At 73.1% G+C, this 17,218-nt stretch carries 13 protein-coding genes and 1 tRNA gene; 1 reads left to right on the top strand and 13 read right to left on the bottom strand.

The features are described 5' to 3' along the window. Position 1: 1 nt before the first annotated feature. The 12 genes from AES38_RS10980 to AES38_RS11035 all read right to left on the bottom strand — a co-directional run bounded on the left by AES38_RS10980 (position 2) and on the right by AES38_RS11035 (position 12,172). Positions 2-340, bottom strand: coding sequence for an STAS domain-containing protein (locus tag AES38_RS10980; protein ID WP_053775011.1), 339 nt, complete (start codon positions 338-340; stop codon positions 2-4). After that, on the bottom strand, positions 337-2,289 hold the full coding sequence (locus AES38_RS10985) for a glycosyltransferase family 2 protein (protein ID WP_053775012.1): 1,953 nt from the start codon (positions 2,287-2,289) through the stop codon (positions 337-339). Before AES38_RS10985 ends, AES38_RS10980 begins: the two co-directional genes overlap by 4 nt. Positions 2,290-2,360: 71 nt before the next feature. Then, complete coding sequence (locus AES38_RS10990; RefSeq protein WP_053775013.1) at positions 2,361-3,557, bottom strand: PP2C family protein-serine/threonine phosphatase; 1,197 nt, start codon at positions 3,555-3,557, stop codon at positions 2,361-2,363. Positions 3,558-3,730: 173 nt separating this feature from the next. Then, positions 3,731-3,805: transfer RNA gene (locus AES38_RS10995), tRNA-Leu, on the bottom strand. Between the two features lie 124 nt (positions 3,806-3,929). Further along, positions 3,930-5,420, bottom strand: coding sequence for an NAD(P)/FAD-dependent oxidoreductase (locus tag AES38_RS11000; RefSeq protein WP_053775014.1), 1,491 nt, complete (start codon positions 5,418-5,420; stop codon positions 3,930-3,932). Positions 5,421-5,457: 37 nt separating this feature from the next. After that, positions 5,458-6,741: a S8 family peptidase gene (locus AES38_RS11005; protein ID WP_053775015.1), complete on the bottom strand. Its 1,284-nt coding sequence runs from the start codon at positions 6,739-6,741 to the stop codon at positions 5,458-5,460. Further along, on the bottom strand, positions 6,738-7,253 hold the full coding sequence (locus AES38_RS11010; protein ID WP_043675239.1) for a DUF501 domain-containing protein: 516 nt from the start codon (positions 7,251-7,253) through the stop codon (positions 6,738-6,740). Before AES38_RS11010 ends, AES38_RS11005 begins: the two co-directional genes overlap by 4 nt. Further along, positions 7,250-7,804, bottom strand: coding sequence for an FtsB family cell division protein (locus AES38_RS11015; protein WP_053775016.1), 555 nt, complete (start codon positions 7,802-7,804; stop codon positions 7,250-7,252). Before AES38_RS11015 ends, AES38_RS11010 begins: the two co-directional genes overlap by 4 nt. A gap of 78 nt (positions 7,805-7,882) precedes the next feature. Further along, positions 7,883-9,163, bottom strand: coding sequence for a phosphopyruvate hydratase (gene eno / locus AES38_RS11020; protein WP_053775017.1), 1,281 nt, complete (start codon positions 9,161-9,163; stop codon positions 7,883-7,885). A gap of 116 nt (positions 9,164-9,279) precedes the next feature. Next, positions 9,280-10,587 (bottom strand): histidine--tRNA ligase, encoded by a 1,308-nt coding sequence (gene hisS / locus AES38_RS11025; RefSeq protein WP_053775018.1) that lies wholly within the window; start codon positions 10,585-10,587, stop codon positions 9,280-9,282. Between the two features lie 27 nt (positions 10,588-10,614). After that, positions 10,615-11,250: a TetR/AcrR family transcriptional regulator gene (locus AES38_RS11030; RefSeq protein ID WP_053775019.1), complete on the bottom strand. Its 636-nt coding sequence runs from the start codon at positions 11,248-11,250 to the stop codon at positions 10,615-10,617. A gap of 151 nt (positions 11,251-11,401) precedes the next feature. Further along, a complete protein-coding gene (locus tag AES38_RS11035) occupies positions 11,402-12,172 on the bottom strand; it encodes a nucleoside triphosphate pyrophosphohydrolase (protein ID WP_053775020.1) in 771 nt (256 codons plus the stop codon). 107 nt (positions 12,173-12,279) lie between these two features. Between AES38_RS11035 and AES38_RS11040 the strand changes: the two genes are divergently transcribed. Continuing rightward, complete coding sequence (locus AES38_RS11040) at positions 12,280-13,509, top strand: Na+/H+ antiporter NhaA (RefSeq protein ID WP_053775021.1); 1,230 nt, start codon at positions 12,280-12,282, stop codon at positions 13,507-13,509. Between the two features lie 36 nt (positions 13,510-13,545). Here the strand turns inward: AES38_RS11040 and mfd are convergent, their stop codons facing one another. Continuing rightward, complete coding sequence (gene mfd, locus AES38_RS11045) at positions 13,546-17,178, bottom strand: transcription-repair coupling factor (protein ID WP_053775022.1); 3,633 nt, start codon at positions 17,176-17,178, stop codon at positions 13,546-13,548. Positions 17,179-17,218 lie beyond the last annotated feature (40 nt).

Here is a 17,218-nt window from a genome sequence, read left to right on the forward strand (position 1 = left end):
CTCATCGGTCACGGAACACGCCCTCGGGTGACTCGTGCACCGTCAGCACGCGGTTGAGGTTCGTCAGCTCCAGCACGGCCTTCACCTGGGCGTTCGGGCGGGCGAGCCGCAGGTCGCCGCCCGCCTGGCGGGCGCGCTTGAGGCCGGAGACGAGGGCGCCGAGGCCGGAGGAGTCCATGAAGTCGATGCTGCCGAGGTCCACCACGACGAACGGCCGGCCGCCGTCGATGACCTCGGTGACGACGGTGGTGAGCTGGCGCGCGGACACCATGTTGAGACGGCCCGTCGGCGTGACGACGCTGACGCCGGTCCCCTGCTCGTCCACTGCGATGTCGATCATGCGTCCTCCTTGGCCGGCGTGAAGCCCCGATAGCGGGCCGCACGGATGATGATGCTGAAGATCGCCAGGTCGAAGACGACCCAGGCGAGGTTGGTGAAGGTGCCGAGCGGCGTCGCCTGCCCGACCGCGAGGCGCAGAATGCCGATCGCCGAGGCGACGATGAGCGCGCCGATCACGTAGAGCTGCGGCTTCACGAGGTCCCACCGCGGCTTGCCGCTCTCGGCGCGCACCTTGGGCGTCACGGCGAAGTCGAGGGGCTTGCGGAAGAAGACGTTGGCCACCGCGGTGGTGACCGACGAGATCCACACCGGGAACAGCGCGAGCGAGTACTGCTGCCCGCGCCACGTGCGCTTGCCGCGGCCGACCACCGCGAACAGCAGCTGGTTGACCACGAGGAACGGGATCAGCCGCACGAAGAAGTCGGTCGAGAGCGCCTGCACCGGGAGCACGCCGAACACGAGGTAGATGAGGGGCGCGGCCACGTAGACGACGGCGGTGAAGCCGGAGAAGTAGCTCCACATGGTGGCGAAGTACATGAGCCGCTGCGGGATGGAGAGCGCCTTCTGCAGCAGCGGGTTCTCGCGGAAGAAGACCTGGATCGTGCCCTGCGCCCAGCGGAGGCGCTGCGTGAGCATGGTCGGCAGGTCCTCGGGGGCGAGCCCGTAGGCGAGCACCTCGTCGTGGTAGGCCGACTTCCAGCCGAGGCCGTGCAGGCGCATGCAGGTCGCCATGTCCTCGGTGACGGAGATGGTGGCCAGCGGCATGATCGACTGCGCGTCGTCGTCGCGGTGCACGTCGATGTCGCGGATGAGCGCGCGCACGGCGTCGAGGGCGCCGAGCGGCGACCAGTCGCGCTGCGACAGGCTGGCGAGCGCCGAGTCGTCCACGAGCGAGACGGCGTCCCGGTCCACGGAGTGCCGGCCGGACAGCGCGGCGATCTCCGCGAGGTCGGCCTTCAGCGCCGCCACGTCGTCCTGCACCATGCGCGCCGCGATGGAGTCGACGCGCTTCTGGAAGCGGTAGGTCACGTCGGCGAGGGGCTGGCCGCGGCGCAGCTCGGCACGGGCGCGGCGGACGTCGTACGCGACGTCGTCGAGCGCCTTGCGCAGGTCGTCCTGGTCGGGCTCCAGCTCGGCGCGCGCCTTGACGAGCACGTCGCCGGCGGTGCGGAGCGCCCGGAAGACGCTGATCTCGATGTCCGTGACGTAGCGCGAGACGCCGAGGAGCATGAGGGCCTCGCGCCGCAGGATCGCGTTGGAGCCGCAGAAGAACGCCGCGTTCCAGCCGTCCTTGCCCTGCTGGATGGGGCCGTAGAACAGGGGCGCCTGACTGCCGAGCGGATCCGAGTCCGGCACGTTCACGAACACCTGCGGCGTCTGCACGAGCGCCATCCGGTCGTCCTCGAAGTAGCCGAGCGTCTTGTCGAGGATGTCGGGCTCGGGCACCTGGTCGGCGTCGAGGATGAGCATGAACTCGCCCTCGGTCGTGAGGAGCGCGTTGTTGAGGTTGCCGGCCTTGGCGTGGCGGGCGCGACCCGTCCAATCGGCCGAGCGGGTGATCCAGCCGATGCCCTCGGCCTCCGCGATGTCGCGGAGCTCGGTGCGGTTGCCGTCGTCGAGCACCCACGTCTTGTGCGGGTACGTGATGCGCTGGGCCGCGCGCGCCGTCTCCATGACGAGGTCGAGGGGCTCGTTGTACGTCGCGATGAAGACGTCGACCGTGAGGCCCTCCTGCGGCACGGGCGGCTTCGGCCGGTCGCGGGCGCGCCACATCGTGAGGCCGAACAGCAGCGAGTCGATGAGGCTGTACGTCTCCGCGAGCACGAGCGGGATCGCGATCCAGAGGGCCTCCGGGTTCACCGAGAACAGCAGGCGCCAGACGATGTAGTTGAGGCCGAGGACCGCGGTGACCACGGCGAGCAGGCGGATGATCGCGAAGCGCAGCGTCATGCGCGGTCGGTTCCCGGCACGACGGCGGCGATGGCGCCGCGGGTGGGGGCGGACGCGGACGTCGACGCGGCTCATGCGCGGCTCACCGCGAGGACGGTCACGTCGTCGAGCGGCGTCCCGGCGGAGGCGAGGATGCGGACGCGGTCGACGAGCCGGTGCACGCCGCCCGCATCGGCCACGAGCCGCCCGATGGACGCGAACGCCGGGTCGCTCCCGCCGAACATGTCGAACAGGCCGTCGCTGAAGGTCACGAAGGTGTCGCCGCGGGCGAGCACCGTGTGACGCTCCTCCCAGCGGTGCTCGGGGTCGATGCCCACGGGCAGGTCGCCGGTGTCGAGGTGGGTGACACGGCCGTCGGCGTGGACGATGATCGTCAGCCCGTGGCCCGCGTCCGCGTAGCGGAGGAGCCCGGAGGCCTGGTCGAGGTGCCCGTGCTGCAGGGTGACGAAGGAGCCCGTGCGGTCGAGGTCGGCGTCGAGCGAGCGCGCCGCGTCGGTGACCATGAGCCCCGTGTCCTCCAGGACGCCGGCGCCGTAGCGGTCCGCGGTGCTCGCGATGCCGCGGAGGACGGCGCGGACGGTGGCCGTGAGGATCGCGGCGCCCGTGCCCTTGCCCATCACGTCGGCGATGGAGAAGCGGAGGCCGGACGGGGTGCGCTCGTAGTCGTAGAAGTCGCCGCCGACGACCTGGGCGGGCACGCACACGGCCGCGATCGAGTAGCCGGGGAGGTCCACCTCGGAGGTCGGCAGCAGCGCCGACTGCACGGAGTGCGCGCGCTCCATCTCGGCGCTCGCGACGAGCTCGCGCTGCGCCCACTCGGCCAGCTCCGCGAACAGCAGGAGCTGGGCGGGGTCGAGCCCGCGCGGCTCGACGTCGTAGAGGCAGAAGGTGCCGATGACCAGGCCCTCGGGGTCCCGCAGCGGGTGCCCGGCGTAGAAGCGGATGTGCGGCTCGCCCGCGACGGACGGCAGGTGCCGGAAGACCGGGTGCGCCTGCGCGTCCTCCACGACGAGCACGCGCTCCTCGCGCACCGTGGTGTCGCAGAAGATGGTGCTGATGGGCGTCTCGGAGAGCTCGGCGCCCGCGCACGACGCGAACCACATGCGGTCGTGGTCGGCCAGGCCGATGGTGCACAGGGGGACGCCGAAGGCCGTGCGCGCGAGGCGCGTGACGCGGTCGAAGCGCTCCTCGGGCGGCCCGTCCAGCAGGCCGAGCGCCTCCACGGCGAGTTGCGACGCGCTCGATCGCGCGTCCTCGATCAGACCCATCCCCGCCCCCTCGCCGACCCGGGCCCCCGCCCACGCCACCCGATTCGTCGGGTTCCCTCAGCTTACGTGCCCGGATCGATAGGGGGCGTACTAAGTGGCGCTGCGGGGATGACCTCGGTGGTCGTCCCAGTGCTGGGATCCGGCGGGCAGCCGGGCGCATCCGCGCTCCTCGGTGCCCCCGCAGGGACTCGAACCCTGACCTGTAGCGATTTTAAGTCGCCCGTCTCTGCCAATTGGACTACGGGGGCATGTCGCCGGAGCGCTCCCGCCAGCCTACGGTCAGCTGGAGGACCGGGTGCGTCCGGGCATGACGACGGCCCGCAGGCTGCTGCCTGCGGGCCGTGGTCGAGTCGTGCGGGTGGATCACACGGGTCAGGCCGTGCGGTCCTCGTCCTTCGTCTCCGCGCTCGGCGAGGAGCTGTAGCTGCCCGCGAGCGCCGGGGACTTCTCGCCCTCGGAGGGCGCGTCGGCCTTGGCCTCGTCGGCCGCCTTCTTCGACGGCGCGTCCTTCTTCTCGGCGGGCGCGGCCGGGGCGGCGTCCGCGGCGGGACGCGGGCGCGACGCGAACGTCTCGAACGCGGTGCGCGGGGTCTCGCGCGCCTCGAGGGACACGATGTCGCGGCCCCAGACGAGGTTGTTCACCCAGCCCGTGACGACGCGCGCCTTGCGCTCGAAGCTCGGGATCGCGAGGCCGTGGTAGCCGCGGTGCATGACCCAGGCGGGGAAGCCCGTGATGCCGAGCTTGCCCGACTGGAACGCGCCCTGGTACAGGCCGAGGCCCGCGACGGCGCCGAGGTTCTTGTGGAAGTAGTCGGTGATCCCCTCGCCGCGGAGGCTCGCGGTGAGGTTCTTCGCCATGAGCTTGCCCTGGCGCACGGCGTGCTGCGCGTTGGGCACGCAGAAGCCGCCGACGCCGCCGCCCGTGAGGTCGGGGGTGGCCGCCACGTCGCCGGCGCCCCAGGCGTCCGCCACGATGCCGTCGTCGCCCTCGACCCGGCCGTCGGCGCGCACGCGCAGGCGCCCGCGCTCCTCGATCGGCAGGTCGGTGTTCTTGAGCATGGGGCTGGCCATGACGCCCGCGGTCCAGACGATGACGTCGGACTCGAACGACTCGCCGGTCGACAGCTCGACGACGCCGCCGACGGCGGACTTGAGCTGCGTGTCCAGGTGCACGAGCGCGCCGCGCTCGGCGAGGTTCTTCAGCACCCAGTGGCTGGTCTCGAGCGAGACCTCGGGCATGATGCGGCCCATCGCCTCGATGAGGTGGAAGTGCGTGTCCTCGAAGTCGATCTCGGGGTACTTCTTCACGAGGTCGGTCGCGATGCTGCGCATCTCGGCGAAGACCTCGATGCCGGCGAAGCCGCCGCCGACCACCACGAAGGTGAGGAGGCGGTCGCGCTCGGGGCCGGCCGGGAGGGTGGCGGCGCGGTCGAAGTTGGCGAAGATGCGGTCGCGGATGGCGACGGCCTCCTCGATCGTCTTCAGGCCGATGGCCTCGTCGGCGACGCCCGGGATCGGGAACGTGCGCGAGACGCTGCCCGCGGTGACGACGATGATGTCGTACTGGAACTCGTACGGCTCGCCCACGGGCGGCGTGATGGTCGCGGTCTTCGACGCGTGGTCGATGCCGGTCACCTTGGCCGTGACGACGTTCGTGGTGCGCAGGTGGCGTCGCTGGGACACCACGGCGTGGCGCGGCTCGATGGATCCGGAGACCACCTCGGGCAGGAACGGCTGGTACGTCATGTACGGCAGCGGGTCGACCATGGTGACCTCGGCCTCGCCGGATCGGAGGTGCGACTCGAGCTTCCATGCCGTGTAGAAACCGGCGTAGCCGCCGCCGACGATCAGGATTTTGGGCACGATGGATGACTCCCTGCAGGTTGTGGTCGAAATCAGGCTACCCCTTCCGGAGCAGGCGCCTGAAATGCCGGAACGCGACGACGCCCATGGCGGCCGCGAGCGCCGCGAAGACGGACAGGACGAGGGCCGGGATCCCCACCTGGCGGAGGGCGCCGACGGTGGGCAGCGCGCCCGCCGCGGGGTCGGCGGTGGCGGCGTCGGCGGGCACGGCGGGGGTGGGATCCGGGGTGGCGGACGCGGCCGGATCCGGCGTCGGGACGGGCGCGCGGCGGTACAGGCGCACCCACTCCGCGAGGTCGCCGAGCGGCTTCCCGCTCGCGGGCGCGACATCGGCGGTGACGGCGGCGGCCGCGTCGACGAGCCCGCGCCCGTAGATCTCCGGCTTCCCCTTCTGCCGGGCGGTGGCCAGCACGCGCTCGACCACGTCGTCGGCCTTCAGCTCCGGATGCGCGGCCCGCACGAGCGCGACCACGCCGGAGACGAGGGGCGCCGCGCCGCTCGTGCCGCTCCACTGCACGTACCCGCCGCCGGGCTGGACGCCCACGAGCTGCTCGCTGGGCGCGGCGACCGCGATCGTGATGCCCTGCGACGACGCGTCGAAGCTCGCGGCCCCGGAGCGGTCGACGCCCGCGACCGCCAGGACGCCGGGGATGGTGGCGGGCGCGCCCACCTCGGTGGTGCCGCTCCCCCGGTTGCCCGCGGCGGCGACGACCACGACGTCGTGCTCGTACGCGTAGAGGAACGCGCGGTCCCAGCTCTCGGGCCAGTCGAGCGAGTTGCGGGTGAGGGACATGTTGATGACGCTCGCGCCGTTGTCGACGGCCCAGCGGACGGCGTCGGCGATCTGCGCGTCCTCGTCGCGCGCGCCCGGGGTGGGGCCGCCCAGCGCGACCGAGACGGCGAGGAGGCTCGCGCCGGGGGCCACGCCGATGACGCCGGATCCCGTGCCCGTGCCGCGGCCCGCGAGGAGCGACGCGACCATGGTGCCGTGCTCGTCCGACGCGCCGACCGGCTTCGTGCCGTCCGCGGATCCGACGCCCGAGACGTCGGTGCCGCCCACGACCGCGCCGCGCAGGTCGGCGACGGAGGCGTCGACGCCCGTGTCGATGACGGCGACCTTCACGCCCTCGCCGCGCGTGGTCTGCCAGGCCCGCTCGACGCCGTAGTCGGCGAGCCAGTACTCGCGCTCGCGCACGGGATCCGCGTGGGCGGGGGTCGTGGCGGGCAGGACCGCGGCGAGGGCGAGGATCCCGACCGCGACGGCCCGCGCCGGACGCCGCCCGCGGCCGCCCGCGACGCGGGCGTCGCGCGGCCGGGTCATGCCGTGGCGGGGTCGGCGCACTCGCACACGTCGGGCGACCACGACGCCCGCGCGAGCGCGATGTCGCCGATGGGGTTGACGCCGGGACCCGCCGCGAGCGCGTGGCCCGCCAGCGCGTGCAGGCACTTCACGCGGACGGGCATGCCGCCCGCGGAGACGCCCTGGAGCTCGGGCACCACGAGGATCGACTCGCGGTCGGCGAGGTACGACGCGTGGGCGGCGGCGTACGCGTCGCGCATCGCCTCGTCCTCCGCGAGGTCGTCCTGCAGCTCGGCCATGACGTGCTCGGCCTCGAGGTGCGAGATGGCGGCGGTGGCCGCCGGGTGGCTCAGGTAGTAGAGCGTGGGGAACGGCGTGCCGTCGGTGAGGCGCGGCGCCGTGCTCACGACCGTGGGGTTGCCGCAGACGCAGCGGGCGGAGATGCCGACCACGTCGCGGGCCGGGCGGCCGAGCTGCTCGGACACGATGCGCACGTCGCGCTCGGAGGGCGGGTCGAAGGGGGGTCGGGTCACTGGTCGCCTCCCTGGACGGATCCCTGGAGCTGGTCGGGCGGGGTCTCGCTGAGGCCGCTGGTGAGCGCGGAGCCGAGCAGGGACTGGACCCAGTCCTTCTTCGTCTCCTGCAGGTCGTCGCTGATGGGCGCGCCGTCCGGCGTGGTCGTGGCCTCGCCCGAGGTGGCGGGGAGCCCGCGGACCAGGTAGCTCGTCTCGCCGGGCATCACGTAGAAGAGGCGGTCGCGCACCTGGGCCTTGAGGAAGGCGGGGTCGTCGTAGCGGGCGCGCTGGTCCTGGAGCTGGGCGATGGTGCCCTTCTGGGCGTCCACCGCGCTCTGCAGGCTGCTGAGCTGCTGCCGCTGCTCGAGGTAGATGCGCAGGCCGGGCGCGAGGACCACGACCGTGAGGACGAGGAGCACGAGCACCATGACCGAGAAGCCGGAGAAGCGCATGCTGCGGAGCCAGTTGCCGGCGGGGGCGTCCTCGGGCAGGGCCACGGGGACGCGCTCGGTGCGCGGACGGGATCCGCGTCCGCCGCGGAGGGCGTCGAGGCCGGGGAAGCGGGCCATCGGTCCTCCTTCGTGTGCGGGGTCGTGCGGGTGGACGGCGGACCGCCCGCGCCGTGCGGCGCGGGCGGTCCGGCCGGATCAGGCCTGGAAGCGCGGGAAGGCGCTGCGGCCGGCGTAGACCGCGGCGGCGCCGAGGTCCTGCTCGATGCGGAGGAGCTGGTTGTACTTCGCGACGCGCTCGCTGCGGGCGGGGGCGCCGGTCTTGATCTGGCCCGCGTCCACGGCGACCGCGAGGTCGGCGATGGTCGTGTCCTCGGTCTCGCCGGAGCGGTGCGAGAGCACGGTGGTGTAGCCGCTGCGCTGCGCGAGGCTGACCGCGTCCAGCGTCTCGGTGAGCGTGCCGATCTGGTTGACCTTGACGAGGATCGAGTTGGCGACGCCGCGCGTGATGCCGTCGGCGAGGCGCTTCGGGTTGGTGACGAAGAGGTCGTCGCCGACGATCTGCACCTTCGAGCCGAGCTCGGCGGTGAAGTGGTCGTAGCCGGCCCAGTCGTCCTCGTCCAGCGGGTCCTCGATGGTGATGAGGGGGTAGGACGCGACGAGGTCGGCGAAGTACGCGGTCATGTGCGCCGCATCCACCTTCTGGCCCTCGAACGTGTACGCGCCGTCGGAGAAGAACTCGCTGGACGCGACGTCGAGGCCGAGCGCGATCTGCTTGCCGGCGGTGAAGCCCGCGGAGTCGATGGCCTCCATGAGCAGGTCGAGCGCGGCGCGGTTGCTGTCGAGGTTCGGCGCGAAGCCGCCCTCGTCGCCGAGGCCGGTGGACAGGCCCTTCTTCTTCAGCAGGCTCTTGAGCGCGTGGTACGTCTCGACGCCCCAGCGCAGGCCCTCGGAGAAGGTCGACGCGCCGACGGGGAGGAGCATGAACTCCTGGATGTCGACGTTGGTGTCCGCGTGCGAGCCGCCGTTGATGACGTTGAGCATCGGGACCGGCAGCGTGTGCGCATTGGGGCCGCCGAGGTAGCGGTACAGGGGCAGCTCGGCCGAGTCGGCGGCGGCCTTCGCGACCGCGAGGGAGACGCCGAGGAGCGCGTTCGCGCCGAGGCGCGACTTGTTCTCGGTGCCGTCGAGCTCGATCATCGTGGCGTCGATGATGCGCTGGTCGGCCGCGTCGAGGTCCTGGATGGCCGGGCCGATCTCGTCGACGACGGCGGCGACGGCCTTCTGGACGCCCTTGCCCAGGTAGCGGCCCGCGTCGCCGTCGCGCAGCTCGTACGCCTCGAACGCGCCGGTGGAGGCGCCGGACGGGACGGCGGCGCGGGTGAACGTGCCGTCCTCGAGGAGCACCTCGACCTCGACGGTCGGGTTGCCCCGGGAGTCGAGGATCTCGCGTGCGTTGACTGCTTCGATGGCTGCCACGGAATGGTCTCCTTGCGTTGCGGTGAGGGGGTGGGAAGTCGGGTCCATCCTAGCCGCGGGGTCGTTCCGGGCCGCGGGCGGCGACGCCTCCGCGCAGGTGTCGCGCAGGTGACGGATCAGCCGCGCGGGCCGCCGTCGAGCGGGCGCTCCTGCAGGGACGCGGCGTCCGCCGTGTCCGCGTCGACCGCCGCGAAGGTGCGGAAGCCCTGCCGCTTGAGCGCCTCGAGGAGCGGCGCCACGTTCTTCGGCCGCGGCTCCAGGCGCACCCGGCGCCCGGACGCGACGAGCTCCGCCTTGAGGCGCGCGAGCACGGCCACGGGGGTCCGGCGGTCGTGCACGAGCGCGATGGCGTCGGCGTCCTCCGCCTCCGGCAGGACGGCCAGGTCGACGATCCGCTCGAAGCCGATGGAGAAGCCGGCCGCCGGCACGTCCTGGCCGAGGAAGCGGCCGATCATGCCGTCGTAGCGTCCGCCGCCGCCCACCGAGCTGCCGGACGCGGGGTGCGCGATCTCGAAGATCGTGCCCGTGTAGTAGCCCATGCCGCGCACGAGGGTCGGGTCGAAGCGGAGGGTGACGCCGTCGGGCAGGCCGACGAGCGCGTCCGCCAGGGTCTCGAGGTCGGCGACCGCGTCGGGGTCGACGCCCTCGGGGAGGATCCCGGTGATCGCCGCCGTCGTGAGCGGCACGCCGCCGTCGGCGAGCGCGGGCTCGATGCGCTCGAGGATCCCGCCGAGCATCGCGGCCGCGTCGGCCCCGCCCTCGGCGAGCTCGGCCACCACGCCCGCGGCGCCGATCTTGTCGAGCTTGTCGATGCTGATGAGCGCCTGCGCCTGGCGCTCCGCCGCGAACCCGCAGGAGTCGAGGATGCCGGCGAGGATCCGCCGGTCGTTGACGCGGATGGTGCAGCCCGTGAGGCCGAGGGCGGCGAGGGTCGCCGCCGTGGCGGAGATCAGCTCGACCTCGGCGAGCTGCCCGGGCTCGCCGATGATGTCGATGTCGCACTGCATGAACTGGCGGTAGCGGCCCTTCTGCGGGCGCTCGGCGCGCCAGACCGGCGCGGCCTGGATCGCGCGGAAGACCCCGGGCAGCTCGGCGCGGTGCGACGCGTAGAAGCGCGCGAGCGGCACCGTGAGGTCGAAGCGGAGGCCGAGGTCGGAGAGCGCGAGCACGTCGCCCGCGTCCGCCGCCGCGTGCAGGTCGTCGCCCGAGAGGCCGCGCTTCAGCACCGAGTACGCGAGCTTCTCGTTGTCGCCGCCGAGTCCCGCGTGCAGCCGGCCGGACTCCTCGACCACGGGGGTCTCGATCTCGTCGAACCCGTGCGCCCGGTAGGTGCGGCGGATGACGGCGAGCGCCTGCTCGCGTCGGGCCTTCTCGGCGGGCAGGAAGTCGCGCATGCCGCGGGGCGGCGTGATCTGCTGGGGCATCCCCCGATTCTGTCAGGCGGCGGGTGGTCAGGCCGCGCGGTGCCGGTCGGGCGACCCGGGCGCGCGCGGCCGGTCGGGCAGGTCGAGCCACGGGCGGATGCGCGGGACGAACGCGTCCACGAGCGCCTCGAAGCCGCGCAGGGCGCGGACGCGGTCGCCCGAGATCACGAAGTCGAACTGGAGGCCGTAGGAGGCGGCCTGCAGGAGGTCGGCCGTGTCGACGGCCACGTCCTCGGGCACGCCGTGCGCGACCATCCACTCCAGCCCGAAGCGCCGCCATGCGGCCACGCTCGCGATGGCGTGCGGCCGCACCACCCCGTCCCGGGTGCGGAGGAGCGCGGCCTCGAACTCGAGCCGCTGGAAGTCTCGGTTCACGTCGGTGAGGCGCCAGCTCCACGCCTGGGTCGCCCACGCGCGGAGCTCAGTCGCGGGGATCGCACGCGGGTCGCCCGCCGCCATCTCCGCCTGGCGCGCGTCGATCGCGTCCATGGCGGCCTCGAGCAGCCGCTCCTTGGAGCCGAAGTGGTAGACGAGCACGAAGGTGCTCTCGCCCAGCGCCTCGGCGAGCCCGCGGAACGTCACCGACTGGAGCGGGTGGGTGCGGAGGTGGTCGAGGATGTGGGCCAGCAGGTCCTGGCGGCGATGGGGATCCGGTGCGGCCACGCCCCACCATAACAACCGTGATGGACACGGGGCGAAGACCGTTACCGTGTGATCGCCCGATCTGTCCGCCGCCTCCTTCGGGTGGAGGTGCCGGACGTGGCGGCCCGGGATCGGGTAAATCCCGGGTGACGCCCCGCGGGCCGGACGACGCCTACGCGCTCCGGCCCGCGTCGGGGGATCCGTCGGCCGCGTCGCCGTCGCCCGGTCCGTCCCCGTCCGCGCTCGGGCGCTCCGGCTCCGCCGCCCGGATCTCCGCGGCGAGCGACCGCAGCGTCGTCCGCAGCGCGCGCTCCGCGTCGAGCCCGCGGGACCTCGCCGAGACGACCACCGCGAGCAGCAGCCGTCCGAGGTCGTCCTCGTCGTCCACCGGGATGGCGGCGGGCGCGTCCGCGTCGACCAGCCCGATGCGCTCCGCCCGGCCGAGCAGCTTGTCGGCGAGGGCGAGGGACGGCAGCGTCCGCGGGATCCCGTCGAGGACGCTCGTGCGCGCCGACTTCTCGCGGTCCTTGGCGGCGCCCCACACGCGCAGGACCTCCTCGACCGTGTCGGCGCGCTCGTCGCCGAACACGTGCGGGTGACGGCGCACCATCTTCTCGGTGGCGGTGCGCGCGACGTCGTCGAGGTCGAAGCCCTCCCCCTCCGTGCGGGCGATGTCGGCGTGGAAGACGACCTGCAGCAGCACGTCGGCGAGCTCCTCGCGCATGCCCGGCACGTCGTCCGTCTCGATGGCGTCGACGAGCTCGTGGCTCTCCTCGAGGAGGTACGGGACGAGGGAGCGGTGCGTCATGCCCCGGTTCCAGACGCAGCCGTCGGGGGCGCGGAGGACGGCCATCGCCTCCGCCAGCTCGGCGACGGCGTCCGCGCCCGCGTCGGCGTGGGCGTGGGCGTCGTCGGGTGCGGACGGGGTCCGGGGCTCGCTCATCCCGCCATCCTCGCATCGGGCGCCCGGTAGGCTGAGGGTCGGTGTGCCGGGAAGTCTGGTCGGCGGCGGGTGACCGTCTCCCCCTCCCCCGACCCCGGAAGGCGCACATGACCGCCCTCATCCGCTCCGAGCGCATCGCCGCCGGACTCCTCCTCCTCGCCGCCGTCGTCGGCCTCGTCGTCGCGAACACGCCCGCGGGCGGCGGCCTCATCGCGTGGGCCGACGGCCACCTCGCGGTCCCCGCGATCGGCGTCGACCTGTCGCTCCGCCACTGGGTGAGCGACGGCCTGCTCGTGGTCTTCTTCTTCATCGTCGCCGTCGAGCTCAAGCACGAGTTCCTCGCCGGCGGGCTGAACAGCGTCTCGGCGGCGCTCGTGCCCGCGATCGCCGCGGTCGGCGGGGTGGTCGTGCCCGCGGGCGTGTACCTCGCGATCACGGCCGGCAGCGGCTTCGAGCGCGGCTGGCCCGTGCCGACCGCGACCGACATCGCCTTCGCGCTGGGCGTCCTCGCCGTGTTCGGCCGGGGTCTCCCCGCCGCGGTGCGCGTCTTCCTCCTGGCGCTCGCGGTGCTCGACGACCTCATCGCCATCGGGATCATCGCGGTCTTCTTCACGACCGACCTCGCGCTCGCGCCCCTCGGCGTCGCGGTGGCGGGCGTCGTGCTCTTCGCCGTCGTCGGACGGCTCGGCGTCGGGCGCACCGGCGCGGCCCGCGTCGCGGTGGTGGCGCTCCTCGTGCTCATCGCCCTCGTCACCTGGTGGGCGACGCTCTCCTCGGGGATCCACGCGACCATCGCGGGCGTCGCGCTCGGCTTCGCGCTCCCCCGCCTCTCGGGCCTCCGCGCCGCGCACGCGCTGGAGCCGGTCTCGAACGGGATCGTGCTGCCGCTGTTCGCCTTCTCGGCCGCGCTCGTCGCGATCCCCGCGGTCGGCCTGTCCGAGCTCGCGCCCGCCTTCTGGGGCATCGCGCTCGCGCTGCCGCTCGGCAAGCTCGTGGGGATCACCGCGGGCGGGCTGCTCGGCGCGTGGGTCGCGCGGCGACGCGGATCCGCCGGCGGTCTCGCCGTGCCCGACCTCGTGACCGTGTCCCTCCTCGGCGGCATCGGCTTCACGGTGTCGCTGCTGATGAGCGAGCTCGCGTTCGCCGGCCTCGACGAGGTGCGGGACGAGGGCACGCTCGCGGTGCTGCTCGGATCCGGCGTCGCGATCGTGGCCGCGGCCGTCACGCTGTCGATCCGCAGCCGCCGCGCCCGCCGCGACGGCACCGCCGTGGATGACGACGACGCCGCGCGCGACGACTTCCCGGCGCACGTGGACGGCGGGCCGACCCGCGCCTAGGCGCCGGCCGACCCGCCCCGGGTCACGACCGGCGGCTCACGCCTTCGGCGCGGACTCCTTCGCGGCCGGCGCCGGCTCCACCGTGAACACGGCGTCGAGGAGCTGCCGCACCCAGTCCACGAGCTCGGCGTCGGGCAGCGGCTCGCCGTCGCGCTTGGGCAGCGGGACGGTCACGGCGTTGGTCTGGGCGAACAGGCGGCTGCCCGGGTACATGCGCTGCAGGCGCACCTGCTTGCTGTCGGCGAGGTCGGCCGGCGCGATGCGGAGGTTCGGCCCCATCGCGACGACCTCGCTGAGGCCAGCCCGCTGCGCCACGCGGCGCAGGCGCGAGACCCGCACGAGGTTGTCGACCTCCACGGGCGGCTCGCCGTAGCGGTCGGCCAGCTCCTCGATGACCCGGTCGATCTGGTCGTCGGTGGCCGTGGGCGAGGCCGCCGTGGAGAGCTTCTGGTACGCCTCCAGGCGCAGCCGCTCGCTGTCGACGTACTCCTCGGGGATGTGCGCGTCGACCGGCAGCTCGAGCCGCAGCTCGGTCTGGCCCTCCGCGACGTCGCCGCGGAAGGTCGAGACCGCCTCGCCGATCATGCGGAGGTAGAGGTCGAAGCCGACGCCCTGGATGTGGCCGGACTGCTCGCCGCCCAGCAGGTTGCCCGCGCCGCGGATCTCGAGGTCCTTGAGCGCGACCTGCATGCCGGATCCCAGCTCGTTGTTCGCCGCGATGGTGGACAGCCGGTCGTGCGCCGTCTCGGAGAGCGGCTTGTCGGCGTCGTAGAGGAAGTACGCGTACGCGCGCTCCCGCCCGCGGCCGACGCGCCCGCGCAGCTGGTGCAGCTGGCTGAGGCCGTACTTGTCGGCGCGGTCGATGATGAGCGTGTTCGCGTTCGCGATGTCGAGGCCGGTCTCGATGATGGTGGTCGACACGAGCACGTCGAACTTCCGCTCCCAGAAGTCGACGATGACCTGCTCCAGCATCGCCTCGCTCATCTTGCCGTGGGCCACGGCGACGCGCGCCTCGGGCACGAGCTCCGCGAGCTCCGACGCGACCCGGTTGATGCTCGAGACGCGGTTGTGCACGAAGAACACCTGGCCCTCGCGCAGCAGCTCGCGGCGGATGGCGGCGGCGATCTGCTTCTCGCTGTTCGGGCCGACGAACGTGAGGATCGGGTGCCGGTCCTCCGGCGGCGTCGCGAGCGTCGACATCTCGCGGATGCCCGTGACCGCCATCTCGAGCGTGCGCGGGATCGGCGTGGCCGACATCGCGAGGATGTCGACGTTCGCCTTGAGCTTCTTCAGCGCGTCCTTGTGCTCGACGCCGAACCGCTGCTCCTCGTCGATGATGACGAGCCCCACGTCCTTGAAGGCGATGCTGCCCGTCAGCAGGCGGTGGGTGCCGATGACCACGTCGACCGAGCCGTCCTCGAGCCCCTTGATGGTCTCGCGCGACTCCTTCTCGGTCTGGAAGCGGCTGAGCTGGCGCAGGTGCACCGGGAAGCCGGCGAAGCGCTCGGAGAACGTCTCGAAGTGCTGCTTCACGAGCAGCGTCGTGGGCACGAGCATCACGACCTGCTTGCCGTCCTGCACGGCCTTGAACGCGGCGCGCACGGCGATCTCGGTCTTGCCGAACCCGACGTCGCCCGAGACCAGGCGGTCCATGGGGATGGGGCTCTCCATGTCGCGCTTGACCTCGTCGATGACGGTGAGCTGGTCGGGCGTCTCCATGAAGGGGAACGCCTCCTCCAGCTCGCGCTGCCACGGGGTGTCCGGCGGGAAGGAGTGGCCGCGCGACGCCATGCGCGCCGAGTAGAGCTTCACGAGCTCCACCGCGATGTCGCGGACGGCCCGGCGCGCCTTGCCCTTGGCGGCGGCCCAGTCGCTGCCGCCCATCTTGCTGAGGGCGGGCTCCTCCCCGCCGACGTAGCGGCTGAGCAGGTCGAGCTGGTCGGTGGGCACGAAGAGCTTGTCGCCCGGGTAGCCGCGCTTCGAGGGCGCGTACTCGATGACGAGGTACTCGCGCCGGGTCTTCACGGCGTTGCGTCCGCCGGAGGAGACCTCGCGCTGAGTGAGCTCGACGAACCTCCCGATGCCGTGCGTGGTGTGCACGACGTGGTCGCCGGGCTTCAGCTGCAGCGGATCCACCACGTTCTTGCGGCGGGTGGCGAGCTTCTTGACCTGGCGGCTGTCGTATCCGGCTGCGCGCCCGTAGAACTCGCTCTCGGTGAGGATGGCGAGCTTCACCTCGGGCATCTCGAAGCCCGCGTCGATCGCGGAGCGGAGGAGGTAGGCGATGCCGGCCTCGGGCGCCGCCGGGAACTCCTCGACGACGCGCGCGGGCACGCCCGCCTCGCGGAGCACGGTGTCGGCGCGCTCGACGAGGCCGGATCCCTGGGCCACGACGCCCACGGTCCACCCGGTCGCGAGGCGCTCGCGCACGTGCTCGATGGCGCCGTCGGCGTTGCCCGCGAAGCTCGGCACGGGATCCGCCTCGATGCGGACGGTCATGACCTCGTCGATCCCCAGGTCCTCCGGCAGGACGTCGGTGGCCTGGAAGCCCGAGAGGGTCCACCAGCGACGCGGGCCCCGGGCGTCGCGCAGGCGGCCGAGCGAGAGGAAGTCGCCGGAGGCGAGGTCGATGGGCGCCTGCGCGCCCGCGGTGGCGGCGTTCCACGCGGCGTCGAGGAACTCGCGGTTGGTGTCGGCGAGGCTCTGCGCGCGGGTGGACACGCGCTCCGGCGACACGACGGCGATGGCGGCGTCGACCGGCAGGTAGTGCGTGACGGGGACCAACTTGTCGACCAGCGCGGGGGCCAGCGATTCCATGCCCTCCACCGGGATGCCCTCGGCGATCTTCGCGAGCATCTGCTGCAGGTTCGGGAACTCGTGCTGCATCTCGCGGGCGCGCTGGCGCACGGGCGCGCTCAGCAGCAGCTCGCGGCTCGGCGGCAGCTCGACCGAGTCGACCGTCTCCTCCAGCGAGCGCTGGTCGGCGACCGCGAAGGGCCGCATCTGGTCGACCTCGTCGCCGAAGAACTCCACGCGCACGGGGTGGTCGGACACGGGCGGGAAGACGTCGAGGATGCCGCCGCGCACCGCGAACTCGCCGCGGCGCGTGACCATGTCGACGCGCGAGTACGCGAGGTCGACGAGCCGCACGGCGAGCTCGGACAGGTCGTGGCCGCGGCTGCCGGTGGCGAGCTGCACGGGCGGCAGCTCCGTGAGGTTGTCGGCGACCGGCTGGAGCGCCGCACGCACCGAGGCGACCACGACGAGCGGGCGCACCTCGGCGGCCGGCACCTCGCGCGCGCCCTGGCCGAGCGCGGCGTGCCACGCCTCCATGCGGCGCAGCGCGTGGATCCGCTTGCCCACGATCTCGGCGCTCGGGCTGAGCCGCTCGTGCGGCAGCGTCTCCCAGGCGGGGAACTCGAGGATCTCGGCGTCCGGCAGCACGGCGGCGAGGCTGCGGCGCATGCCCTCGGACTCGCGGCCGGTGGCGGTGACGACGAACAGGCACCCCGGGATGCCGCGCTGGATGCGCTGGCGGAGGAGCCCCGCGAGCAGCGGCCCCTGGAGCCCCTCGGTGAGGGAGAAGTCGGCGTCGCGGGAGGCCGATGCGAGGGCGTCGTCGAACGTGGAGGCGCGCGAGAGCGCCGGGATCAAGCCCTGGAGGATCACCAGATGATCGTACGCGCCGCCGCCGACAGGGCCGCCGCCG

Source organism: Clavibacter capsici (genome assembly GCF_001280205.1).
In the GTDB taxonomy this organism is placed as follows: domain Bacteria; phylum Actinomycetota; class Actinomycetes; order Actinomycetales; family Microbacteriaceae; genus Clavibacter; species Clavibacter capsici.